This window comes from Roseateles sp. FW305-36 (assembly GCF_058787015.1).
In genome coordinates this window covers 296,352-318,228 of record NZ_JBYSZK010000001.1, presented here as the reverse complement: position 1 = coordinate 318,228, position 21,877 = coordinate 296,352, and the positions used below count along the sequence as shown (strand labels likewise).

23 protein-coding genes are annotated in these 21,877 nt (G+C 68.5%); 8 read left to right on the top strand and 15 right to left on the bottom strand.

All coding sequences use genetic code 11. The features are described 5' to 3' along the window. Positions 1-67: 67 nt before the first annotated feature. The 5 genes from parC to AC3WOE_RS01475 are packed head-to-tail and all read right to left on the bottom strand — an operon-like array spanning position 68 to position 6,594. Complete coding sequence (parC, locus tag AC3WOE_RS01495; protein WP_492687730.1) at positions 68-2,404, bottom strand: DNA topoisomerase IV subunit A; 2,337 nt, start codon at positions 2,402-2,404, stop codon at positions 68-70. Continuing rightward, positions 2,401-3,051, bottom strand: a complete 651-nt coding sequence (locus tag AC3WOE_RS01490; RefSeq protein WP_492687729.1) for a lytic transglycosylase domain-containing protein — start codon at positions 3,049-3,051, stop codon at positions 2,401-2,403. Before AC3WOE_RS01490 ends, parC begins: the two co-directional genes overlap by 4 nt. Further along, positions 3,048-3,572, bottom strand: coding sequence for a GNAT family N-acetyltransferase (locus AC3WOE_RS01485; RefSeq protein ID WP_492687728.1), 525 nt, complete (start codon positions 3,570-3,572; stop codon positions 3,048-3,050). The genes AC3WOE_RS01490 and AC3WOE_RS01485 overlap by 4 nt, the downstream gene beginning before the upstream one ends. Then, positions 3,569-4,600 carry a histone deacetylase family protein gene (locus AC3WOE_RS01480; protein ID WP_492687727.1) on the bottom strand — a complete coding sequence of 344 codons (1,032 nt, stop codon included), beginning with the start codon at positions 4,598-4,600 and terminating at the stop codon, positions 3,569-3,571. Before AC3WOE_RS01480 ends, AC3WOE_RS01485 begins: the two co-directional genes overlap by 4 nt. Continuing rightward, positions 4,600-6,594, bottom strand: a complete 1,995-nt coding sequence (locus AC3WOE_RS01475) for a DNA topoisomerase IV subunit B (RefSeq protein WP_492687726.1) — start codon at positions 6,592-6,594, stop codon at positions 4,600-4,602. Before AC3WOE_RS01475 ends, AC3WOE_RS01480 begins: the two co-directional genes overlap by 1 nt. A 77-nt stretch (positions 6,595-6,671) precedes the next feature. Here AC3WOE_RS01475 and AC3WOE_RS01470 point away from each other — a divergent pair, with 77 nt between their 5' ends. From AC3WOE_RS01470 to AC3WOE_RS01440, 7 genes are all read left to right on the top strand, one after another. Then, positions 6,672-8,027: an amidohydrolase family protein gene (locus tag AC3WOE_RS01470; RefSeq protein WP_492687725.1), complete on the top strand. Its 1,356-nt coding sequence runs from the start codon at positions 6,672-6,674 to the stop codon at positions 8,025-8,027. Positions 8,028-8,040: 13 nt separating this feature from the next. Continuing rightward, the gene (locus tag AC3WOE_RS01465; protein ID WP_492687724.1) at positions 8,041-9,255 is read left to right on the top strand and encodes an MFS transporter; all 1,215 of its coding nucleotides are present in this window, start codon (positions 8,041-8,043) and stop codon (positions 9,253-9,255) included. Further along, positions 9,252-9,377, top strand: coding sequence for a hypothetical protein (locus tag AC3WOE_RS01460; protein WP_492687723.1), 126 nt, complete (start codon positions 9,252-9,254; stop codon positions 9,375-9,377). The genes AC3WOE_RS01465 and AC3WOE_RS01460 overlap by 4 nt, the downstream gene beginning before the upstream one ends. After that, entirely contained in the window at positions 9,374-9,880 is a 507-nt protein-coding gene (locus AC3WOE_RS01455) for a class I SAM-dependent methyltransferase (protein ID WP_492687722.1), read from the top strand. Before AC3WOE_RS01460 ends, AC3WOE_RS01455 begins: the two co-directional genes overlap by 4 nt. A gap of 30 nt (positions 9,881-9,910) precedes the next feature. Further along, a complete protein-coding gene (gene dapA, locus AC3WOE_RS01450; protein WP_492687721.1) occupies positions 9,911-10,792 on the top strand; it encodes a 4-hydroxy-tetrahydrodipicolinate synthase in 882 nt (293 codons plus the stop codon). A 70-nt stretch (positions 10,793-10,862) separates the two neighbouring features. Further along, positions 10,863-12,038, top strand: coding sequence for an NlpB/DapX family lipoprotein (gene bamC, locus AC3WOE_RS01445; RefSeq protein WP_492687720.1), 1,176 nt, complete (start codon positions 10,863-10,865; stop codon positions 12,036-12,038). A gap of 33 nt (positions 12,039-12,071) precedes the next feature. Beyond that, positions 12,072-12,851: an MBL fold metallo-hydrolase gene (locus AC3WOE_RS01440; RefSeq protein ID WP_492687719.1), complete on the top strand. Its 780-nt coding sequence runs from the start codon at positions 12,072-12,074 to the stop codon at positions 12,849-12,851. A 499-nt stretch (positions 12,852-13,350) separates the two neighbouring features. Here AC3WOE_RS01440 and AC3WOE_RS01435 read toward each other — a convergent pair whose 3' ends face one another. Together AC3WOE_RS01435 and AC3WOE_RS01430 are read right to left on the bottom strand one after the other, a co-directional pair. Further along, a complete protein-coding gene (locus tag AC3WOE_RS01435) occupies positions 13,351-13,845 on the bottom strand; it encodes a hypothetical protein (RefSeq protein ID WP_492687718.1) in 495 nt (164 codons plus the stop codon). Beyond that, positions 13,842-14,957, bottom strand: a complete 1,116-nt coding sequence (locus tag AC3WOE_RS01430; protein ID WP_492687717.1) for a JmjC domain-containing protein — start codon at positions 14,955-14,957, stop codon at positions 13,842-13,844. The genes AC3WOE_RS01435 and AC3WOE_RS01430 overlap by 4 nt, the downstream gene beginning before the upstream one ends. A 40-nt stretch (positions 14,958-14,997) precedes the next feature. On the opposite strand from AC3WOE_RS01430, the gene AC3WOE_RS01425 reads away from it, so the two are divergent. Continuing rightward, positions 14,998-15,519: an FKBP-type peptidyl-prolyl cis-trans isomerase gene (locus AC3WOE_RS01425; protein WP_492687716.1), complete on the top strand. Its 522-nt coding sequence runs from the start codon at positions 14,998-15,000 to the stop codon at positions 15,517-15,519. A gap of 56 nt (positions 15,520-15,575) precedes the next feature. Here the strand turns inward: AC3WOE_RS01425 and dut are convergent, their stop codons facing one another. From dut to cdd, 8 genes are read right to left on the bottom strand one after another with little or no spacing between them, the layout of a single operon-like run. Further along, positions 15,576-16,025: a dUTP diphosphatase gene (gene dut, locus AC3WOE_RS01420; protein WP_492687715.1), complete on the bottom strand. Its 450-nt coding sequence runs from the start codon at positions 16,023-16,025 to the stop codon at positions 15,576-15,578. After that, positions 16,025-17,242, bottom strand: coding sequence for a bifunctional phosphopantothenoylcysteine decarboxylase/phosphopantothenate--cysteine ligase CoaBC (gene coaBC / locus AC3WOE_RS01415; RefSeq protein WP_492687714.1), 1,218 nt, complete (start codon positions 17,240-17,242; stop codon positions 16,025-16,027). The genes dut and coaBC overlap by 1 nt, the downstream gene beginning before the upstream one ends. Positions 17,243-17,267: 25 nt before the next feature. Then, positions 17,268-17,786, bottom strand: coding sequence for a hypothetical protein (locus AC3WOE_RS01410; RefSeq protein ID WP_492687713.1), 519 nt, complete (start codon positions 17,784-17,786; stop codon positions 17,268-17,270). 56 nt (positions 17,787-17,842) lie between these two features. After that, on the bottom strand, positions 17,843-18,541 hold the full coding sequence (trmB, locus tag AC3WOE_RS01405; protein ID WP_492687712.1) for a tRNA (guanosine(46)-N7)-methyltransferase TrmB: 699 nt from the start codon (positions 18,539-18,541) through the stop codon (positions 17,843-17,845). Then, on the bottom strand, positions 18,541-19,851 hold the full coding sequence (gene deoA, locus AC3WOE_RS01400; protein ID WP_492687711.1) for a thymidine phosphorylase: 1,311 nt from the start codon (positions 19,849-19,851) through the stop codon (positions 18,541-18,543). The genes trmB and deoA overlap by 1 nt, the downstream gene beginning before the upstream one ends. Positions 19,852-19,854: 3 nt before the next feature. Beyond that, positions 19,855-20,619 carry a deoxyribose-phosphate aldolase gene (deoC, locus tag AC3WOE_RS01395; protein ID WP_492687710.1) on the bottom strand — a complete coding sequence of 255 codons (765 nt, stop codon included), beginning with the start codon at positions 20,617-20,619 and terminating at the stop codon, positions 19,855-19,857. Beyond that, the gene (locus tag AC3WOE_RS01390) at positions 20,616-21,452 is read right to left on the bottom strand and encodes a purine-nucleoside phosphorylase (protein ID WP_492687709.1); all 837 of its coding nucleotides are present in this window, start codon (positions 21,450-21,452) and stop codon (positions 20,616-20,618) included. Before AC3WOE_RS01390 ends, deoC begins: the two co-directional genes overlap by 4 nt. Positions 21,453-21,460: 8 nt before the next feature. Then, complete coding sequence (gene cdd / locus AC3WOE_RS01385; RefSeq protein ID WP_492687708.1) at positions 21,461-21,877, bottom strand: cytidine deaminase; 417 nt, start codon at positions 21,875-21,877, stop codon at positions 21,461-21,463.

The window sequence follows — 21,877 nt, the reverse complement described above, 5'->3', positions numbered from 1 at the left end:
GCGCCCCAGCTTTGTCAGATGTGCACCAAGTCACGGCTGCTTGACACCATCTTCGAGCGGCGCCGCATCATTCCGACGTTAGCCGCGCCACCTTCTGCAGGCCGTCCACGGCCTTGCCCTTGCGGGCCCGCTTGCCGGCATGGGCCGCGAGGGACTGGTTCTTCAGCAGCTCTTCGCGCGGCTTGCCGCCACGGCCGCTGCCGAGCACGCGCAGCTGGCTGGTGAAGCAGGCGACGGACGCGATGCTGTCCTTGGCCTCCAGATCCATCAGCGTCAGGCCCTTGCCGCCCTTGGGCTGGTGCTTGAGCTCGTCCAGCGGGAAGCTCAAGAGGCGTCCCTGGGCACTGAGCACGCCGAGCTGCAGAGCGACGGCGTCGTTGGGCACCACCGCCAGCAGCGGCGCTTCACCCTCGTCCAGGCTGAGGAAGGTCTTGCCGGCCTTCTGGCGGCCGACGAGGTCACCGACCTGGGCGACGAGGCCATAACCGGTCGTTCCAGCGAACACCAGGCGCTGCGTCGGCGCTCCGGCCACGTAATGCGCGATCTGCGAGCCGGTTTCCAGCTCGATCATGGTCGTGATGGGCTGGCCGTCACCACGGCCGCCGGGCAGGGTCGACACCGGCACGGAATAGACCCGGCCATTGCTGCCGACGACGATGAGCGGGTCCACGCTGCGGCAGCGGAAATGCCCCCACAGCGCGTCGCCGGCCTTGAAAGTCTGGGCGGCGACGTCGACCTCATGGCCCTTGAGCGCCCTCACCCAGCCCTTCTGGCTGACGATGACGGTGACGGGCTCGTCGACGATCTTCACTTCGGCGACCACGCGCTTCTCGGCCTGGATCAGCGTGCGGCGGTCGTCGCCGTACTGCTTGGTGTCGGCCTCGATCTCCTTGATGACGGTGCGGCGCAGCGCGGCGGGCGAGCCGAGGATGTCTTCCAGCTTGGCGCGCTCGTCGCGCAGCTTGGACAGCTCCTGCTCGATCTTGATGGCTTCCAGGCGCGCCAGCTGGCGCAGCCGGATTTCGAGGATGTCCTCGGCCTGGCGGTCGCTGAGCTTGAAATGCTCGATCAGCGCCGGCTTGGGCTCGTCCGACTCGCGGATGATGCGGATGACCTCCTCGATGTTCAGCAGCACCAGCTGCCGACCCTCGAGAACATGGATGCGGTCGTTGACATGCGCCAGGCGGTGCTCGGTGCGGCGGCGCACCGTCGTCTGGCGGAAGCCCACCCACTCGGTCAAGATCTCGCGCAGGCTCTTCTGCGTCGGCCGGCCGTCGGCGCCGATCATGGTCAGGTTGACCGAGGCGCTGCTTTCCAGGCTGGTGTGGGCCAGCAAGGCGTTGATGAGGTCCTGCTGCTCGACGGTGCGGCTCTTGGGCTCGAAGACGATGCGCACGGCCGCGTCCTTGCTGGACTCGTCGCGCACGCCATCCAGCACCGCCAGCAGGCTGGCCTTGAGCTGCAGCTGCTCCGCGGTCAGCGTCTTCTTGCCGACCTTGACCTTGGGGTTGGACAGCTCCTCGATCTCTTCCAGCACCTTCTGCGCACTGGTGCCATGGGGCAGCTCGGTGACGACGAGCTGCCACTGGCCGCGGGCCAGGTCTTCGATCTTCCAGCGCGCGCGCAGCTTGAGGCTGCCGCGGCCGCTGGTGTAGGCGGCGCGGATGTCCTCCGGCGCGCTGATCAGCTGGCCGCCGCCGGGGAAGTCGGGACCGGGCACCAGCTCGAACAAGGCGTCATCGGACAGCTTGTCGTCCTTCAGCAGCGCGACGGCAGCGGCCGCCACCTCACGCAGGTTGTGGCTGGGGATCTCGGTCGCCAGGCCGACGGCAATGCCGCTGGCGCCGTTGAGCAGCGCGAAGGGCAGCCGCGCCGGCAGCTCGACGGGCTCCTGCAGGCGACCGTCGTAGTTGGCACGGAAGTCCACCGTGTCTTCGTCGATCTCGTCCAGCAGCAGACGGGCGATGGGGGCCAGGCGGGCTTCGGTGTAACGCATGGCCGCCGCGCCGTCGCCGTCGCGGCTGCCGAAATTGCCGTGGCCGTCGATCAGCGGATAGCGCAGCGAGAAGTCCTGGGCCATGCGCACCAGGGCGTCGTAGACGGACTGGTCGCCATGCGGATGGAAGTCGCCCAGCACGTCGCCGACGACCTTGGCGCCCTTGACGGGCTTGGCGCCGGAGTTGCCGGTCCAGCCCAGGCCGAGCTGCTTCATCGCATACAGGATGCGGCGCTGCACCGGCTTCTGGCCGTCGGCATAGGACGGCAGGGCGCGGCCCTTGACGACGCTGAGTGCGTATTCGAGATAGGCCTGCTGGGCGTAGGCCGCCAGCGTCAGCGCGTTGCTGTCGTCGCCACCACCACCATCGGTGGGGCCGTTGAAATCGATCGTGGTCTGGGAACTCATGGATGCAAGGTCAAGTGCTGCGCGCGGGCCGGTTGGCTCTGCTGCAGCAGGGCCCAGTACAGCTCGAGGACGAGATGCACATGGGCCTGGGTTTCGTCGATATCGGGAACACGGTTGCCGGCGCGGCGCACGGCGCCCTCACCGGCATTCCAGGCCGCCAGCGCCGCGTCGATGCGACCGAAGCGGCGCATCAGGTCGGCCAGCATGCGGGCGCCGGTGTGGATGTTGATGCGCGGCTCGATGAGACGGGCGGCGTCGGCCGGTGTCGCGTAGCGGCTGGCCGTCTCGGGTGTGATCTGCATCAGGCCCGTGGCACCGCGAGGCGACACGGCGTTGCGCTGATAGCCGGACTCGACGGCGATGATGGCCTTCAGCAGGTCGGCGTCCACGCCATGCTGGGCGGCCGCCTCGCGCAGCCAGGGCTGGACGGACTTCACCTCGGGTGCGATCTCCAGCCAGCTCAGCAGGGCGAGGCCCGCGTCGGTCTTGCCGGGCACGCGCTGCATGCCGACGCTGCCGAGTACGGGCGCGTAGCGCGCATCCAGCTGGCGCGGCGCGAAATGGGCCATGCCGGCCGCGTCGACATAGCCCCACAGGTCGGCATGGGCCGGTAGCGCCAGGAAGAGCAACAGCCACGCGAACCTCATGCGGCCTCCGCCCCCAGCGCCACACGGGCCTGGTATTCGCGGTCCAGCAGGGACATGACGATCAGCGAGTCATAGCCGTCGGCGCCGTCGATGGTCACGCGCACGCTTTCACGCAGGCGGCCCTCTTCGACAAAGCCCTCGCTGCGATACAGCTCGAAGGCCCGCGTGTTCAAGGCCTTCACGTCCAGCCAGAAGCGGTGCGCCTTCAACTGCGCGAAAGCCATGGCCTTGAGCTGCCTCACGGCCGCGCGCCCCAGGCCGCGCCCCTTGGGCTGCAACACGAGGCGCTTCAGCTCCACCGAGCCGTTCGGGTTGCGGCAGCCCTGCAGGATGACGAAGCCGATGCGGTCGAGCGCGTCGCCCTCTTCCAGGATGAAGTGGCGCGAGTCCGGAAAGCGGATGGCGCCTTCGTGCTGGGTGCGGTCCCAGGGCGTGATGAAGGGCAGATTGGCACCGTCGCGCTCGAGCGAGACGACCCAGTCCAGATCGGACAGCATGGTGGGACGCAGGCGCAGGCTCATGCCGCTTCAAAACCCTGCAGCACGGCGACGACATTGCGCCCGATGGCCTCGGTGGCATAACCACCTTCCTGCACGAACAGCGTCGGTGCACCGAAGGCGGCCAGGCGCTCGCCCATGCGGCGGAACTCGGGCTCGTCCAGCTTGAAGTGGGAGATGGGGTCGCCGCCATAGGTGTCGACGCCCAGCGACACGATGAGCAGCTCGGGCCGGTAGGCCGTCAGCTTCCCAAGTGCCTGCTCCAACGCTGCAAACCAGTCCTCGTTGGCCACACCCACCGGCAGCGGGTAGTTGGCATTGAAGCCCACACCCTCGCCCGCCCCTGTCTCGTCGGCATGGCCGAGGAAGAAGGGGAACTCGGTGCGCGGATCGCCATGGATGCTGGCGTAGAAGACGTCGGCGCGGTCGTAGAAGATGGCTTGCGTGCCATTGCCATGGTGGTAGTCGACGTCCAGGATGGCGACCCGCTTCAGGCCCGCGTCGCGCGCGGCCTGGGCGGCGACGGCGGCGTTGTTGATGAAGCAATAGCCGCCGAAGAAGTCGGCGCCGGCATGGTGGCCTGGCGGGCGGGTCAGCACATAGGCCGAGCGCTGGCCGGCCAGCACCCGATCCAGGGCCGTCAGCGAGGCCTGGGCGCCGGCATAGGCCGCGGCCCAGCTGCCGGGCGTCAGCGGCGTGCCGCTGTCCATGGAGTACAGGCCCATGCGGGCCGCGAAGCTCGCCGGCTCGACATCGCTGCGCAGCGAGCGCACGGGCCACACGGCCGGGAAGGCGTCGCCCTCGCCACCCGTGGCCAGCCACTCGGCATGGGCACCCTGGATGAAGTCCAGGTAGCGCTTGGCGTGGACACGCTCCAGTGGCGTGCGGCCATGGTCGACAGGCGCCAGCACCTCACCCAGGCCAGCGCTTTGCACCGCCTGCAGGATGTAGTCGGCTCGCGCCGGGATCTCGAACGCCGGCACCAAACGGCCGCGGAAGAACTCATGCGTTGCCGCATGGGCCGCGTGCCCGGCGTTGTAGACCGTCTGCATCAGACGTCGACCTCGATGCTGTCGCCGTGCAGTTCCATCAGCTCGCGGCGCGAGGCGGCTTCGCCCTTGCCCATCAGCTTGTTGAAGGCATCCACCGTGGCGGCGAAGTCGAGCTGTCCGTACTCGACCCGCGACAGGCGGCGTGTTTCGGGGTTCAGCGTCGTGTCCCAGAGCTGCTCGGCGCTCATCTCGCCCAGGCCCTTGAAGCGGCTGATGCTCCACGAGCCCTCGCGGGCGCCTTCCTTGCGCAGCTTGTCCAGCGTCGCGGTCAGCTCGCCTTCGTCCAGCGCATAGAGCTTGGCGGCCGGCTTCTTGCCACGGGCCGGCGCATCGACGCGGTACAGCGGCGGGCGGGCCACGTAGACATGGCCGGCCTCGACCAGCTTGGGGAAATGACGGAAGAACAGCGTCAGCAGCAGCACCTGGATGTGGGAGCCGTCGACGTCGGCGTCGGACAGGATGCAGACCTTGCCGTAGCGCAGGCCGGACAGGTCCGGCGTGTCGCTCGGGCCATGCGGGTCCACGCCCAGGGCCACCGAGATGTCGTGGATCTCGTTGTTCTTGAAGAGCAGGTCGCGCTCGACCTCCCAGGCGTTCAGCACCTTGCCGCGCAGCGGCAGGATGGCCTGGGTCTCCTTGTCGCGGCCCATCTTGGCGCTGCCGCCGGCCGAGTCGCCCTCGACCAGGAAGACCTCGTTCAGCGACAGGTCGCGGCTTTCGCAGTCGGTCAGCTTGCCGGGCAGCACAGCCACGCCCGAGCCCTTGCGCTTCTCGACCTTCTGGCCGGCGCGCTGGCGGGTCTGGGCCTGCTTGATGACCAGCTCGGCCAGCTTCTTGCCGTGCTCGACATGGTGGTTGAGCCACAGCTCGAAGGCCGGCTTCACATAGGCCGACACCAGGCGCAAGGCGTCGCGGGAGTTCAGCCTCTCCTTGGTCTGGCCCTGGAACTGCGGGTCCAGCACCTTGGCGCTCAGCACGAAGCTGGCGCGCGAGAACACGTCGTCGGGCATCAGCTTGACGCCCTTGGGCAGCAGCGAATGCATCTCGATGAAGCCCTTGACCGCACCGAACAAGCCGTCCTTCAGGCCGGACTCGTGCGTGCCGCCGGCCACCGTCGGAATCAGGTTGACGTAGCTCTCACGCAGCGGCGCGCCGTCTTCGGTGAAGGCGACGCACCAGGAGGCGCCCTCGCCTTCCGCGAAGTTCTCGCTCTCGCCGGCGGTCGCAAAGCCCTCGCCTTCGAAGGACGGGACGATGGGGTCGGCCGTCAGCGCCTGGGCCAGGTAGTCGCGCAGGCCGGCCTTGTACTGCCAGGTCGTGACCTCGCCCGTCTTCTCGATCTTCAGCGTGACGATGACGCCGGGCATCAGCACGGCCTTGGAGCGCAGCAGGTGCACCAGCTCATGCCGGGGCAGTTCGGCGCTCTCGAAATACTTGGCCTCGGGCCAGACGCGCACCGTCGTGCCCTGCTTGCGGTCGCCGCCGGCGGCCGGGCGGGTGACGACCTGCTGGACGACGTCGCCATGCTCGAAGGCGATGCCGGCGACCTGCTTGTCGCGCCAGACAGCCACTTCCAGGCGCTTGGCCAGGGCGTTGGTGACGGACACGCCGACGCCGTGCAGGCCGCCCGAGAAGCTGTAGGCGCCGCCCGAGCCCTTGTCGAACTTGCCGCCCGCATGCAGGCGGGTGAAGACGATCTCGACGACGGGCACGCCCTCCTCGGGGTGCAGGCCGAAGGGAATGCCGCGGCCGTCGTCGGCCACGGAGACGGAGCCATCGACGTGCAGGGTCAGGTCGATGCGCTTGCCGAAACCGGCCAGGGCCTCGTCGGCGGCGTTGTCGATGACTTCCTGGATGCAGTGCAACGGGTTGTCGGTGCGGGTGTACATGCCCGGCCGCTGCTTGACGGGTTCCAGGCCCTTCAGAACGCGGATGGAGGCTTCGCCATACTCGGCAGGTTTGGCGGCGGGAGTGACGGGGGGACGGCTCGACATAGGGGCGGGATTCTAAGAAGTAGGATTCGCGGCCCTCGAACCCCGAGTCCTGCCGCTTGAGATTCCTGATCGCTTGCTTGGGTTTTACCTGTATTTTTTCACAGGCCCAAACCCCTCCGCCTCCGCAGCAGCCCTACCAGGCCAGCGCCCCGCTGTCCTGGGAGCTGAAGAACGCCCGCTGGTTTGACGGCCGCCAGATCCAGCGCGGCAACCTGTACGTCGAGAACGGCGTCTTCGTCGCCAAGAAGCCGGCCAAGGTCAACCGCAAGATGGACATGCGCGGCCAGGTCCTCATAGCCCCGCTGGCCGAAGCCCACAACCACAACCTGCAGACGGCATGGGGCTGGGGCCAGTTCGCCGACAAATACATCGACGAAGGCGTGTTCTATGCCGCCATGCTCTGCGGCGACCCGACCGGCGTCGCCGAGGTCAAGCCGCTGGCGGCCACGCCGGCCGCGCCCGACGTCAGCTTCGTGACCGCCTGCATCACCTCGCCCGACGGCTACCCCCTGGCCGCCGTGCTGCCGGAGCCCAGCGCCGAGGCCGCTGCGGCCCAGAACCAGATCGTGCTGGTCGACAGCCCCGAGCAGGCCATCGCGCAGTGGCCGGCCATCAAGGCCCGCGGCGGCGCCTGGCTGCGCATCGTGCTGGCCCACAGCGAGAGGCCGGAGCTGAGACAGCAGCCAGCCATGTTCGGCCGCCTGGGCCTGAGGCCCGACACGGCGGCCGAGCTGACACGCCTGGCCCATGCCGACGGCCGCCGGGTCGTCGCCCATGTCGAGACGGCCGCCGATTTCGATGCGGCCCTGGCCGCCGGCGTCGACGCCATCGCCCACCTGCCAGGCTACGCCAACACGATCGACGAGGCGCCCGACAGCTTCTCGATCAGCGAGGCGGCGGCCGCCCGCGCCGCGCGCCAGCACACCGCCGTCATCACGACGACCGCGGCCACCGCCCTCTTCAAGCTCGACGCCGCACCGCTGGCAGCGGTGCGCGAGGTCCAGCGCGCCAACCTGGCACGCCTGCAGGCGGCCGGCGTGCCGCTGCTGGTCGGCTCCGACGTCTTCATCGCCACCGCCCGGGCCGAGCTGCACGCGCTGGACGAGCTGGGCCTGGACCGCGCCACGCTGCTGCGCCTGGCCACGCAGGACACGCCGCGGGCCCTCTTCCCGGGCCGCAAACTGGGCTGCTTCGAGCCGGGCTGCGAGGCCAGCTTCCTGGTGCTGGGCAGCGACCCGCTGGCCGACCTGGCGCAGGTCGACACGCCGATGCTGCGCGTCAAGCAGGGACGGCTGCTGACCCGCCTGGCGGATGTGGCCGCCTCCAGTTCGCAGGCCAGCACCTCGACCGCCGACCCGCCGAAGAAGGCCGCCGGCAAGAAAAAGGCCGCCACCGGCAAAGCCAAGACGTCCAGCAAGGCCAAGCGGCAGTGACTACATTCGCCCCATGAACACCCCCCGTCCCACTGCCACCGGACTGTCGGTCCAGCAGGTGCTGCTCTGCGGCGCCCTCATCGTCACGATGTCGATGGGCATCCGCCACGGCTTCGGCTTCTGGCTGCAGCCCATCATCACGGAGCGGGGCTGGACGCGTGAGACCTTCTCCTTCGCCATGGCCGTGCAGAACCTGGCCTGGGGTGCGGCCGGCCCGATTGCCGGCATGCTGGCCGACCGCTTCGGCGCCTGGAAGGTGCTGGTCGCCGGCGGACTGATGTATGCGCTGGGCCTGCTGTTGATGGCCGTGTCGGCCCAGCCGCTGACCTTCACCCTCAGCGCCGGCGTCCTGATCGGCATCGCCCAGTCGGGCTCGACCTATGCCGTCATCTACGGCGTGTTGGGCCGCACGGTGTCGCCCGAGAAGCGTTCGTGGGCCTTTGGCGTGGCCGCCGCGGCGGGCTCCTTCGGCCAGTTCGTCATGATCCCCGTCGAGACCTGGCTGATCGGCCACCTCGGCTGGCAGGGTGCGCTGTGGCTGCTGGCCGGCGCGGCCCTGCTCATCGTACCCCTGGCCCTGGGCGTGCGCGAGCGCAATCTGGCGGCATCGACAGCGGGCCACCAGAGCATCGCCCAGGCCCTGCGCGAGGCCTTCGGCTACCGCAGCTTCCAGCTGCTGATGCTGGGCTACTTCGTCTGCGGCTTCCAGGTCGTCTTCATCGGCGTGCACCTGCCGAGTTATCTGAAGGACCATGGGCTGGGCATCGGCGTGTCCACCGGCGCCCTGATGCTGATCGGCCTGTTCAACATCTTCGGCACCTATGCCGCCGGCATGCTGGGCCAGCGTTTCCCCAAGCGCTATCTGCTGTCGGCCATTTACGGCCTGCGCGCCGTGGCCATCGTCACCTTCATCTCGGTGCCGCTGACGCCTCTGAGCGTCTACGTCTTCGCCGCCGTCATCGGCTTCCTGTGGCTGTCCACGGTGCCGCCGACCAATGCCGTCGTCGCGCAGATCTTCGGCGCCCAGCATCTGTCCATGCTGGGTGGCTTCGTCTTCTTCAGCCACCAGATCGGCAGCTTCCTGGGCGTCTGGCTGGGCGGCAAGCTCTATGACGCCACCGGCAGCTACGACGTCGTCTGGTGGCTGGCGGTGGCGCTGGGCGTGATGGCCATGCTGGCCAATCTGCCCGTCCGCGAGGCGCCCATCCTGAGGGCGCAGCCGGCATGAAAGCGCGCCGCTGGCTCGGAGCAAGCCTGGTCATCGCCGTGCTCGCCGTGACGGCGCTGGCGTATCGCCATCCTGCCGTCATGGTGCAGCTCAGCGAACAGATCTGGGCCTGCTTCGGATGAGCGGCTCGCCTTCGGCCTGGTTGCAGCGTTTTGCGCCGACGCCGCCCGGGACGGCTCTGGACGTCGCCTGCGGCTCGGGCCGCAATCTGCGCTGGCTGGCGGACGCCGGCTGGCAGGTCACCGGCGTGGACCGTGACGCCGCAGCCACGGCAGCGCTGCAAAGCCTTGCAAAGATCGTCGATGCCGACATCGAGAACGGCCCCTGGCCCTTCCCGCAGCAGCAGTTCGACCTCGTCGTCGTCTGCAACTACCTGTGGCGGCCGCTGCTCGACGACATCCGCGCCGCCGTCAAACCCGGCGGCTGGCTGATCTGGGAGACCTTTGCCGACGGCCAGCAGACCATCGGCCGCCCGGCGCGCCCCGATTTCCTGCTGCAGCGGGGTGAACTGCTTCGCGTCTGCGCGGGCTGGCGCATCGTGGCTTACGAAGACCTGTTCGAGGCAGGCGTCAACCCGAGATTCGTGCAGCGCGTTGCGGCCGTCCGGTCATCGCCGGCAGCCTAAAATCGACAGATTCCTTCAGACAGTCCCACCATGAAGCCCATCCTTGGCAGCATCGTCGCCCTCGTCACCCCGATGAACGAGGACGGCAGCATCGACTACCCCGCCCTGCGCCGCCTGATCGACTGGCATGTCGAGTCCGGCACGGCCTGCGTCGGCGTCGTCGGCACGACCGGCGAATCACCCACGGTCAGCATGGAAGAGAACCGCGAAATCATTCGCGTCGCGGTCGAGCATGCCAAGGGCCGCATTCCCATCCTGGCCGGCACCGGCGCCAATTCCACGGCAGAAGCCATCGAGCTGAGCCGCTATGCCAAGGAAGTCGGCGCGGACTGCACCCTGTCCGTCGTGCCCTACTACAACAAGCCCTCGCAGGAAGGCATCTACCAGCACTTCAAGGCCATTGCCGAGGCCGTGGACATCCCCATGATGCTCTACAACGTGCCGGGCCGCACCGTCGCCGATATGGCGCCCGAGACCACGCTGCGCTGCGCCGGCCTGCGCGGTGTCTTCGGCATCAAGGAGGCCACCGGCAACATCGAGCGCGCCGCCTTCCTGATCAAGCATGCGCCCCAGGGCTTCCACGTCTACTCGGGCGACGACGGCACGGCCGTCGCGCTGATGCTGCTCGGCGGCCACGGCAATGTCAGCGTGACGGCCAATGTCGCCCCGCGCGAGATGGCCGAGCTGTGCCGCCTGGCCATCGACGGCAATGCCATCGAGGCCCGCAAGGTCCACCTGAAGCTGCTCGGCCTGCACAAGCAGCTGTTCTGCGAACCCAGCCCCGGCCCCGCCAAGTGGGCCCTGTCCCGCCTGGGCCGCTGCGGCGCTGCGCTGCGCCTGCCGATCACGCCGCTGACGGCTGCCGGCCAGGCCAGTGTCGGCCAGGCGATGGTCGAAGCCGGATTGCTCTGAAGGCTCTGGTCTAATGCGCGGCTGCGCCGGCCTTGTCCGGCGTTCTAGTTCCCCGGAGATTTCCAGCGTGATGTCTGTTTCCTCGCTCCGCCCCACGGCGACCCGTCTGGCCTGCACGGCCTTTGTCCTGTCGCTCGCTGGTTGCAGCACCATCGACAGCATGTTCTCGACGGACAAGGTCGACTACAAGGCGGCCTCGCGCCAGACCCAGGGCCTGGACGTTCCGCCCGACCTGACCCAGCTCGCCAAGGACAACCGTGCCCAGGTGCAGGGCGGCTCGATCACGGCGTCTGCCCTGTCCGCCGTCAAGCCGGCCAACTCCACCAACGCCCAGTCCCTGGTGGCCGGCAGCGTGGCCGCCAATGCCACCGGCGACGTGCGCCTGGAGCGCAGCGGCACCGACCGCTGGTTGCACACCTCGGCCACGCCCGAGCAGCTCTGGCCGCAGATCCGCACGTTCTGGCAGGAGCGCGGCCTGGATGTCGTCAAGGAGCAGCCCGAGATCGGCACCATGGAAACCAACTGGGGCGAGAACCGCGCCAAGCTGCCGCAGGACTTCATCCGCTCCACCATCGGCAAGGTCTTCGACGGCCTGTACTCCACCGGTGAGCGCGACATGTACCGCACCCGCATCGAGCGCAGCGCGACGGGCACCGATATCTTCATCACCCACCGCGGCATGCAGGAGGTCTACACCTCCCAGGGCCGCGATTCCACCGCCTGGCAGAACCGCCCGGCCGACCCCTATCTCGAAGCCGAGATGCTGTCGCGCCTGATGCTCAAGCTCGGCGGCAAGGAAGACGCGGCCAAAGCGGTTGTTGCCGACGCCGGCTCGCCTGCAGCGGCCACCACGCCCAGTTCCATGCGCGTGGGTGGCGAGGGCCAGACCGCCCGCCGTCCGCTGTCCGAGGTGCCCGACAGTCTCAGCGTCAACGACGGCTTTGACCGCGCCTGGCGCCGGGTCGGCCTGTCGCTGGACCGCCATGGCTTCACCATCGAGGACCGCGACCGCGCCGCCGGCCTGTTCTACCTGCGCTACGCCGACCCTGAGAAGGCCGGCCAGGACGAGCCCAACTTCTTCCAGCGTCTGTTCGGCGCCAAGGCCTCGACGCCAGTTCGCTACCGCGTCTCGGTCAAGGCCGAGGGCGTCAAGAGCACGGTGCGCATCCTGGACGATCGTGGCCAGGCCATCTCTGACGACAATGCCAAGCGCATCCTCAGCTTGCTGATGGACGACCTGAAGTAAGGCGCCTCCTTCTCCTGAGAAAGTCCTGCCGTGATGCGCTTTTGCAGCCTCGGCAGCGGCAGCGGCGGCAATGCCACGCTGATCGAAGCCAGCCAGGGCATCACGAGCAGCCGCCTGCTCGTCGATGCCGGCTTCAGCGTGCGTGAACTCGTCAAACGCCTCGACCGCGCCAGCTGCGAGCCCGAGGACGTCGACGCGATCTTCATCACCCACGAGCATGGCGACCACATCGGTTGCGCGCTGGCCTTTGCCATGCGCTACCGCCGGCCGCTCATCATGAGCCGCGGTACCTGGCGGGCAGTTGGCAGCGCCGACTTCGACCCGGCCCTGCTGCGCATCGCAAAAGACGGCGACGCGATGCCGCTGGGCGACATGGCGTTGAGGCCCTTCGCCGTGCCGCATGACGCCAACGAGCCGCTGCAACTGGTGCTGGACGACGGCGCGCTGCGGCTGGGCATCGTCACCGACCTGGGATGCGCGCCCGCGGACGTTTCCCAAGCCCTGGCAGGCTGCCAGGCGCTCTTGCTGGAGTGCAATCACGACGAAGGCATGCTGCGCAGCGGGCCGTATCACCCGGCGCTGAAGAAGCGCATCCTGGGCAGCCACGGCCATCTGTCGAACACCGCAGCGGCCGACCTGCTGTCGCGCTGCCTGCACGGGGGGCTGAAGACCATCGCGGCGGCCCACCTCAGTGAGCACAACAACACGCCCGAACTGGCGCGCCAGGCCCTGTCCCAAACCCTGGGCGATGCTCAGTCAGATATTCGCATCGCCCATCCCAAGTTGGGCCTGGACTGGATGGTCCTGAGCTGAGCGGGTCAGCCAAGTCATCCAGGCAAAGTTTTGTAACCGCGCCTGCAATGACCGTCAAAATGTCGCAAAAAAGAAAAAAGCCGCCGCTGCTTGCGCAGCGACGGCTCTTTCCGTGGGGACGAAGCGATTACTTCGAAGCGGCCGAGGCAGCAGCATCGACAACAGCCGAAGCAGCAGCCGAAGCGGCGTCGGCAACAGCCGAAGCGGCTTCCGAAGCGGCCGGGGCCGGAGCGACGACGGGGGCCGGAGCCTCAACCTTGGGTTCTTCCTTCTTGCTGCAGGCGGTCAGAGCAACGGCAGCCAGCAGGGAGGCCAACAGGATCGACTTATTCATTACTTGTCCTCAAACGTTTAAACGACGGTGCACACCATAACTTTGGGGTCGTGCGCCAGTGCTTTTTGCACACTGACTGCCGACCCCGACAGAACAAGACGCGGAAAACCTCGAGCGCTTCCCTCGCCTAGCCAGTGATTATAGGGGTTTGCATGTCGCTAACGCTCACAACCCCAAAGTCGTCGGCGCAAATGAATCGCTGGAACGTTGTGCCAGGGCATCAAACCATTCCAGTCCGCGCAGGCGCTGGCCCGCATCCAGGCTGACTTCGCCGCGCCATAGATGACGGTCGAACAATCGCAGGGTCACGCTGGACTCCGGACCGACAGCCAGCAGCAAGCTCTCCGGCGCCGCTTCCAGCCTCAGCTCGGGCTCGACGGCCCGGGCCGTGACGCAATGCGCGAAGTCGCGACGCCAACGCACGAAGCGCGGGTGGCGACGCTGGACGTCGTCGTATTGCAGGGCCAGCAGATGCAATTGGCGGCCATGACGGGCCCAAGCCGCCAGGGCGGTGAGCGCACCGGCGTCGGACAGCGGCCACTCCTCGAAGCTGGCATCCCAGGCGTGCAGTTCGCGGCAGCCCTGCTCGGCGGCCCAGGCCAGGGTCTCGACGACCAGGCGCTGGAACTCGGCGCGGCCGGCAAAGTTTTGTGCGTTCATGGCGTCATCGGCTGAAGCCAGCCGTCCTCGGTCCATTGATCCAGGAGTTCACGCGCATCGGGCGACAGGCGGGCGACTTCGCCGGCGCTGAGCATGCGGTTGTCCGCCAGGCTGCGCATCAGCGCGGCGTCACGGCCGCCGGCGCGGAAGCTCTCTCCGTTCAGGAAGACATGGGCTGCGTCGTAGAGCATGCGGCTGCGGCGGTCCAGCGCGGCGCCCTGCCCGTCCGGCAGCGGCTCGCCCGGCTCGAACCAGACCGTGGCCTTGGGCTCCGTCAGGGCTTCGCCCAGGGCCCGCTCCAGCGCCTGGGGACGCTGCACCGCGGCCTCGACGGCCCGGCGGGCGAAATCCAGCAGCGCGGCCGGCACGCGGGCGGGTTCGGTGCTCGCCTCCTGGCGCGGGTCGGCATAGAGGCGGCTGGCGCTGTCGACATCGTCCAGCAGCCGCGGCAGCAATTCGGCCGCCATGCCTTCGACGCTGGAGGCGCGAAAGCCGACCGAGCCCGTGATGCAGCCGGCGCCAACGGCGACGCCGTCGTGCGCCCAACCCGGCGGCAGATAGAGCATGTCGCCCGGCTCCAGCACGAACTCCTCTTCGGCCTTGAAGTTGGCAATGATCTTCAGCGGCACGTCGTCGCGCAGCACCGCGTCGCGCTGGGCGCCGATGCGCCAACGGCGGCGGCCGGCAAGCTGGATCAGGAAGACGTCATAGGAATCGAAATGCGGGCCGACGCCGCCGCCATCGCTGGCGACGGACAGCATCAGGTCGTCCAGGCGCGCGTCGGGCACGAAGCGGAACAGGTCCAGCAGGGCGCGCGCCTCGGCCAGGTGCTGGTCCAGCCCCTGCACCAGCAGCGTCCAACCCGGCTTGCTCATGGCCGGCAGGCGGGCGATGGGGCCCTGCTTGAGCTTCCAGTCGCCATCGAAGGCCGTGACGAGGCGGGACTCGACGTCGTCACGCGCGGCCAGCGCGGCGAGCTCCTTCAGCGACGCGGGCGGCGCGACATCGGCAAAGGCCTGGCGCACCAGCAGGGGCTTTTTCTGCCAATGCTTGCGCATGAACTGCGCCGGGCTGAGGCCGGCGAGCATGGGGGTGGGGAGGGCAATCTGCATGCGGCCATTGTGCCGAGGGCGGTGTGGGAAAATTGCCGCCATGCAAGTGACCCGCCCCTGTGTCGTCTCCCTGCGCTGGAGACTCGAAGATGCCCAGGGCCAGCTCATCGACGAGCTGGCCGAACCCATGGAATTCCTGTTTGGCGGCGAGGACCTGTTCGCCAAGGTCGAGGCCGCGCTGGAAGGCCAGGAAGTCGGCTTCCAGGCCGACCTGGCCCTGCAGCCCGAAGAGGCCTTCGGCGACTACGACTCCAACCTGGTCTGCTTCGAGGCGCGCGGCCTGTTCCCGTCAGATGTCGAGCCCGGCATGCAGTTCGAAGGCATGCCCGAAGGCGCCGTCACCGAAGGCATGCCCGAGGATGCGGTCTACACGGTCACCGAGGTCTACCCCGAGCATGTGGTGCTGGACGGCAACCACCCGCTGGCGGGCATCGGCCTGCGCATGCACCTGACGCTGCTGGACGTGCGCGCGGCCACCGAGCAGGAGGTCCAGGCTGGCTCGGTCGGCGAGCCCATCTTCATGGTGCAGACCGGCGCACCGCCGGACGAGCAGCTTCATTGATTGCGGGACAGACCTCGCGCAGCGAGCTCTGTCCTCAACTGATTCAGTAACGGAATTCAGCTCTTGCCGGTGGAGCCGAAGCCCCCGGCGCCGCGGTCGGACGCGTCGAAGCTGTTCACGCGGCGGAAGGTCGCCTGCACGACCGGCACGATGACGAGCTGGGCGATGCGCTCGAAGGGCTGGATGGTGAACTCGGTCTGGCCGCGGTTCCAGCAGCTGACCATCAGTTGGCCCTGGTAGTCGCTGTCGATGAGGCCGACGAGGTTGCCCAGCACGATGCCGTGCTTGTGGCCCAGGCCCGAGCGCGGCAGGATGATGGCGGCCAGGCCGGGGTCGGCGATGTGAATGGCCAGACCCGTCGGGATCAGCGTCGTCTGACCCGGGGCCAGCACGATGGCCTCATCGAGGCAGGCGCGCAGGTCGAGGCCGGCGCTGCCGGGCGTGGCGTAGGCGGGGATCTGCTCGGCCATGCGGGCGTCGAGCACTTGCAAATCAATCGCGTGCATCAGGAAAGTCGTTTCGAGAGTTCTTGGATCAGCTCGCGCGCGAGGCTGAGCTTGTCGGCGCGGGGCAGCTCGCGCTGCCCTTGCTCGTCGATGAGCAGCAGCGCGTTGTCGTCGCGGCCGAAGGTGGCCGGACCGAGGTTGGCCACGATGAGGGGAATGCCCTTGCGGCGGCGCTTGGCGTCGGCATGCTCGGCCAGCTTCTCGCTCTCGGCGGCGAAGCCGACGCAGTAAGGCGGCTTGGGCAGCCTGGCGACGGCGGCCAGGATGTCCGGGTTCTCGGCCATGGCGATGGTCGGGGCCGTCGCACCGCCCTCGGCCTTCTTCATCTTGTGCTCGTGAGCCTGCGCCGGACGCCAGTCGGCCACGGCGGCAGAGGCGACGAAGGCATGCTGATGCGCCGCCAGCGGCAGCACGGCGTCGAACATCTGCTGGGCGCTCTGCACATTGATGCGCTGCACACCGCGCGGCGTGGGCAGGTGCACGGGGCCAGCCACCAGCGTGACCTCGGCACCCGCCTGCGCAGCCGCACGGGCGATGGCGAAACCCATCTTGCCGCTGCTGTGGTTGGTGATGCCGCGCACCGGGTCGATGGGCTCGAACGTCGGGCCGGCGGTGATGAGCAGCTTCTTGCCAGCCAGCAGCTTGGGCGCCAGGAAGGCTTCGACGTCGTCGAAGATCTCCTGCGCCTCGAGCATGCGGCCATCGCCGATCTCGCCACAGGCCTGGTCGCCATTGGCCGGGCCGACGACGGCGGCGCCATCGGCCTGGATCTGCGCCACATTGCGTTGCGTGGCCGGATGGGCCCACATCTCGCGGTTCATGGCCGGCACGACCAGCAGCGGGCATTCATGGATGCGACGGGCCAGTGCGGTCAGGCTGATGAGGTCGTCCGCCCTGCCCTGGGCCAGGGCCGCGATGGCATCGGCGCTCGCCGGCGCCACCAGCATCACATCGGCCTCGCGGCTGAGGTTGATGTGGGCCATGTTGTTGTCGGGCCGCGCGTCCCACTGGCTGGTGTAGACGGGGCGGCCGGACAGGGCCTGCATGGTGACGGCAGTGATGAACTGCTCGGCGGCCTCGGTCATCATGACCTGCACCGTCGCGCCGGCCTTCACGAACAGCCGCGTCAGCTCGGCGATCTTGTAGCCGGCGATGCCGCCCGTCATCGCGAGCAGCACATGCTTGCCATGCATGGGGCTGGTGGGCTGATCCTGCATGGCCTTCACCTCGGCGTCATGGGGCTCAGGGGGCGCTGGCGGCCGCGGCCGGAGCGGCAGCCGTGCCACGCAGCGGGATGCTCTGCGTCCACTGGGCCACGTCCTTGCCCAGCACCAGCACCGCCCGCTCCAGCACCGTGCAGGAGCCCTTGAAGCCGGCGAAGGCACCGCCCATGGTGTCGCGCGTGAAGCCCTTGGCCCCCAGCACCTCGCTGCCCTGGCGCAGTTCGACCCAGACGCTGGCCGACTTGCGATGGCCGATGAAGGCGTTGCCGGCGCTGACGAGGTTGCTGATCTTGATGTCGATGACCGGGCCGGCGGCGGCGTCCAGGGCCGTGACGCGCTGGACTTCCGCACCGGTCTTGGTCAGCTCCGAGGCCAGCGAGGCCGACAGCTGGCGACCCAGTTCCTTGCATTCGTCGACGACATTGCTCTGGATGATGGTGATGTCCTTGTAGCCGATGTTCTCGGGCACCTGGTAGGCAGCGGCCTGGGCGGCGCCCGCGGCGGCGAACAGCGAGAGGACGGCGAGGGAACGGATCATTGCGGGCATGGAAGTCGCGAAGTGAAGAGGCAGGTTGTGTCGGTCGGCGCGGTCGATCAGGCCTTGCGGCGGAACACCAGGTCCCACACGCCGTGGCCCAGCTTCAGGCCGCGCGCTTCGAACTTGGTCAGCGGACGGTAGGCCGGCTTGTCAGCATAGCCGGCCGCCGTGTTTGCCAGAGTCGGCTCGGCAGACAGCACTTCCAGCATCTGCTCGGCATAGGGCTGCCAGTCGGTGGCACAGTGCAGATAGCCGCCGGGGGCCAGGTGTTGCACCAGCTTGGCGACGAACTCGGGCTGGATCAGGCGGCGCTTGTTGTGGCGCTTCTTGTGCCAGGGGTCGGGGAAGAAGATGTGCACACCGGCCAGCACGCCGGGGCCGACCATGTCGCGCAGCACCTCGACCGCATCGTGCTGGACGATACGGATATTGGGGATCTGCTTCTCGGCTATGAGCTTGAGCAGGGCGCCGACACCGGGTTCGTGGACCTCGCAGCCGATGAAGTCATGGTCGGGCAGCGTGGTCGCGATGTCGGCCGTCGCACCGCCCATGCCGAAGCCGATCTCCAGCACCAGGGGTGCCTTGCGGCCGAACACCACTTCGGGGTCCAGACGCTCGGGCTTGTAGGGCAGGACGAACTTCGGGCCCAGCTCGGCCAGGGCCTTGATCTGACCCGTGCCCATGCGGCCGGCGCGCGTGACGAAACTCTTGATGGCCCGGCGCGGCGGTTGCTGCGGGTCTTGCTCGTCGCTCATCAACCCACCTCGGCCATCACCATGGGGGTCGCCGTCACGTCGGCATCGCCCAGCGTGCAGGCAGACAGATACGAAGCGATGGCGCGATCGGCAGCGGCGTCGTCGGCCGCGTGGATCAGCGCCAGCGGCTCACCCGCGGCGACGCGCGTGCCCAGAGGGCGCACCTCGGAGAAGCCGACGCGCATGTCGATGGCATCACCGGCCTTGCGGCGGCCACCGCCCAGTTCGACGATGGCGACGCCCAGGTCGCGGGTCGACATGGTCGTGATGACGCCAGCACGCGGTGCGGCCACGGGCTTCACGACGGGCGCGGCGGCGAGGTAAGCCTCGGGGCGCTCCATCAGGTCGGCCGGGCCACCCAGGGCCACGACCATCTGGGCGAACTTCTCGGCGGCGGCACCGGAGTCCAGCGCAGCCTGCAGCTTGACCCGCGCACCGGCGGTGTCGGTAGCCAGGCCGCCCAGCACCAGCATCTCGGCGCACAGGGCCAGCGTGACCTCGTGCAGGCGCGCCTCACGACGCTCGCCCTTCAGGTAGCGGATGGTCTCGATGACTTCCAGGGAGTTGCCGACATCGCTGCCCAGGATCTGGTTCATGTCGGTGATCAGCGCGCGCGTGCGCAGGCCGGCGCCACCGGCGACGGCGACGATGCTCTCGGCCAATTCTTTGGCGAACTCGGGCGTGGAGGCGAAGGCGCCATTGCCGCACTTGATGTCCATGGCCAGGCCTTCGAGGCCGGCGGCCAGCTTCTTGGACAGGATGCTGGCGGTGATCAGCGGCACGCTCTCGACCGTGGCCGTCACGTCACGCGTCGCGTAGAAGCGCTTGTCGGCGGGCGCCAGGTCGGCCGTCTGGCCGATGATGGCGCAGCCCAGGCTGCGCACGATCTGGTCGAACCTCGCCGGGTCGGGCGTCGTCGTGTAGCCCGGGATGGCTTCGAGCTTGTCCACCGTGCCGCCGGTATGACCCAGGCCGCGGCCGGCGATCATGGGCACATAGCCCCCGCAGGCCGCCACCATGGGCGCCAGCATCAGGCTGACCTTGTCGCCCACGCCGCCGCTGCTGTGCTTGTCCAGCACCGGGCCGGGCATGTCGGGCCAGCGCATGACGCGGCCGGAATTCATCATCGCGCGGGTCAGCAGCACGGCTTCGTCGCGGCCCATGCCCTTGAGGAACACGGCCATGCCGAGAGCAGCCACCTGGCCTTCGCTCCAGGAGTTGTCGACGAGGCCGCGGACGAAGTGGTTGATCTGCGCTTCGTCGAGCGCCTGGCCGTCGCGCTTGGCGCGGATGATTTCTTGGGCAAGCATGGTTCAGTACGCGGAGGTTGTGGCCGCGGATGGGGCGCCGCAGAGCACGGCTTCGATGTCGGTCAGCAGGCCGCTGGCGCCAAAGCGCAGGCGCTGCGGGTTGAGGGCGGCGGCGCCGAGAGCCGCTTCGGCCTGGGCGATATAGCCGGCGGCATCCACCACCGAGCGCACGCCGCCGGAAGCCTTGAAGCCGGCGGCGGGCAAGCCGCTGGCGGCGATTTCCTTCAACATGGTCGCGGCCGCTTCCGGCGTGGCGCCGGTCTTGGTCTTGCCGGTGCTGGTCTTGACGAAGTCGGCACCCGCGGCGAGAGCCATGCGCGTGGCCTGGGCGATGCGCTCGGCCGTGGCCAGTTCGCCGGATTCGATGATGACCTTGAGCGTCAGCGGGCGCGAGGCGAAGCGCACCTCGGACAGGAACTCGGCGACCTCGGTGGTCTGGCCGGCCATCAGCGCGCGGTAGGGCAACACGACGTCGACTTCGTCGCCGCCGGCCTGGGCGATCTCGGCCACATCGGCCAGCGCGCGTTGCAGGTCCAGCGAACCATCCGGGAAGTTGGCAACGGCCGCGACCTTGATCGAAGCCGGCAGCGCAGCCCGGGCCTGGGCGACAAAGCGCGGCCAGACGCAGACGGCAGCCACCTGGCCGTGCGCCGTCTGCGCACGCTGGCACAGCGCGTCGATGTCCGCGGCGGTGTCGGCGTCGTTCAGGCTGGTCAGGTCCAGGCAGGCCAGCGCCGTACGGGCCGCCGCCTTCAGATCGGTGGTCACAGCGCGACGTCCTTGAAGCTGGCGATCAGCGCTGCCAGGAAAGAGGCCGCACGCTCGCCCGACATCTGCGCCTGCTTCAGCGTCAGGTCATGCGTCAGGGCTTCGGCGGACAGGCCGGCAGCCATGTTCGTCATCAGCGCGATACCCATGACCTTGAGGCCGGCGTGGCGGGCCAGGATGGTCTCGGGCACGGTGCTCATGCCGACGGCATCGGCGCCCCAGGCGGCGAACATGCGGATCTCGGCGGCGGTCTCGAACTGCGGGCCCAGGGCCCAGCAATAGGTGCCCTCGCCGAGCATCAGGTTCTCGCGCTTGGCCAAGGCCAGGGCGTGCTTGCGCAGTTCGCCGTCATAGGCGTTGACCATGTCGACAAAGCGATGGCTGCCCTGCTCGCCCACCAGCGGGCTGCGCTGCGGCGCGTTGATGTGGTCAGCGATCAACATCAGACTGCCCGGCGGCATGTGGCCGCGCAAAGAACCCGAGGCATTGGTCTGCACCACCAGCTTCACGCCCCAGCGCTTCAGCGTGCGCAGCGCGCCGGCCATGCCGGTGCAGTCGCCGCTCTCGTAGGTGTGGGCGCGGCCGCGCAGGAAAATGACGCGCTGCTCGCCGATCTTGCCGACGACGATCTCGTTGACATGGCCCTCGACCTTGGGCTGGGGGAAGGCCGGCAGCTCGGTATAGGGCAGGTTCTTGGCGTCCTGCACATGGCTGACGGCACCGGCCCAGCCGGAGCCGAGCACGACGGCGACTTCGGGGGCATTGCCGTACAGGGATTGCAGCTTGTCGACGCTCGCGGTGATCGCGACGTCGAGCTTGTTGTTGTCGATCATGGAAGACCTCAGAAATTCAGATGGGAGGGCCCGAAGCTGTGGGGCAGCAGTTCGGCCAGGGTCCAGCGTTGGCGGATGCCGCCAGGATCGCCGGCAATGATGACGAGCTCTTCGGGGACGGAGAACTCCCGCAGCTTCTGGCGGCAGCCGCCGCAGGGCGTGATGATGCCCGGGCCGGGGCCCGTCACCATCGCCACCCTGGCCTGCTTGCCGCCGGCCATGATCATGGCCGTCAGCGCCGAAGGCTCGGCGCACCAGCCCTGCGGGTAGGACGCGTTCTCCATGTTGGCGCCGATGTGAATGCGATCCTGCTCGTCCAGGATGGCCACGCCGACCTTGTACTTGGAGTAAGGCGCATGGGAGAACTCCCTCGCACGCAGCGACTCGGCGAGGAGCTTGTCCAGCAGTTCTTGACTCAGTTCCAT

Coding starts and splice junctions, on each gene's coding strand:
- AC3WOE_RS01435 (WP_492687718.1), bottom strand. CDS start 13,845: ATGAACGCACAAAACTTTGCCGGCCGCGCCGAGTTCCAGCGCCTGGTC.
- dut (WP_492687715.1), bottom strand. CDS start 16,025: ATGCACGCGATTGATTTGCAAGTGCTCGACGCCCGCATGGCCGAGCAG.
- AC3WOE_RS01485 (WP_492687728.1), bottom strand. CDS start 3,572: ATGAGCCTGCGCCTGCGTCCCACCATGCTGTCCGATCTGGACTGGGTC.
- cdd (WP_492687708.1), bottom strand. CDS start 21,877: ATGGAACTGAGTCAAGAACTGCTGGACAAGCTCCTCGCCGAGTCGCTG.
- AC3WOE_RS01460 (WP_492687723.1), top strand. CDS start 9,252: ATGAAAGCGCGCCGCTGGCTCGGAGCAAGCCTGGTCATCGCCGTGCTC.
- deoA (WP_492687711.1), bottom strand. CDS start 19,851: ATGCTTGCCCAAGAAATCATCCGCGCCAAGCGCGACGGCCAGGCGCTC.
- AC3WOE_RS01465 (WP_492687724.1), top strand. CDS start 8,041: ATGAACACCCCCCGTCCCACTGCCACCGGACTGTCGGTCCAGCAGGTG.
- AC3WOE_RS01480 (WP_492687727.1), bottom strand. CDS start 4,600: ATGCAGACGGTCTACAACGCCGGGCACGCGGCCCATGCGGCAACGCAT.
- AC3WOE_RS01455 (WP_492687722.1), top strand. CDS start 9,374: ATGAGCGGCTCGCCTTCGGCCTGGTTGCAGCGTTTTGCGCCGACGCCG.
- parC (WP_492687730.1), bottom strand. CDS start 2,404: ATGAGTTCCCAGACCACGATCGATTTCAACGGCCCCACCGATGGTGGT.
- AC3WOE_RS01410 (WP_492687713.1), bottom strand. CDS start 17,786: ATGATCCGTTCCCTCGCCGTCCTCTCGCTGTTCGCCGCCGCGGGCGCC.
- AC3WOE_RS01490 (WP_492687729.1), bottom strand. CDS start 3,051: ATGAGGTTCGCGTGGCTGTTGCTCTTCCTGGCGCTACCGGCCCATGCC.
- dapA (WP_492687721.1), top strand. CDS start 9,911: ATGAAGCCCATCCTTGGCAGCATCGTCGCCCTCGTCACCCCGATGAAC.
- AC3WOE_RS01440 (WP_492687719.1), top strand. CDS start 12,072: ATGCGCTTTTGCAGCCTCGGCAGCGGCAGCGGCGGCAATGCCACGCTG.
- AC3WOE_RS01390 (WP_492687709.1), bottom strand. CDS start 21,452: ATGATCGACAACAACAAGCTCGACGTCGCGATCACCGCGAGCGTCGAC.
- trmB (WP_492687712.1), bottom strand. CDS start 18,541: ATGAGCGACGAGCAAGACCCGCAGCAACCGCCGCGCCGGGCCATCAAG.
- coaBC (WP_492687714.1), bottom strand. CDS start 17,242: ATGCAGGATCAGCCCACCAGCCCCATGCATGGCAAGCATGTGCTGCTC.
- AC3WOE_RS01430 (WP_492687717.1), bottom strand. CDS start 14,957: ATGCAGATTGCCCTCCCCACCCCCATGCTCGCCGGCCTCAGCCCGGCG.
- bamC (WP_492687720.1), top strand. CDS start 10,863: ATGTCTGTTTCCTCGCTCCGCCCCACGGCGACCCGTCTGGCCTGCACG.
- AC3WOE_RS01425 (WP_492687716.1), top strand. CDS start 14,998: ATGCAAGTGACCCGCCCCTGTGTCGTCTCCCTGCGCTGGAGACTCGAA.
- AC3WOE_RS01475 (WP_492687726.1), bottom strand. CDS start 6,594: ATGTCGAGCCGTCCCCCCGTCACTCCCGCCGCCAAACCTGCCGAGTAT.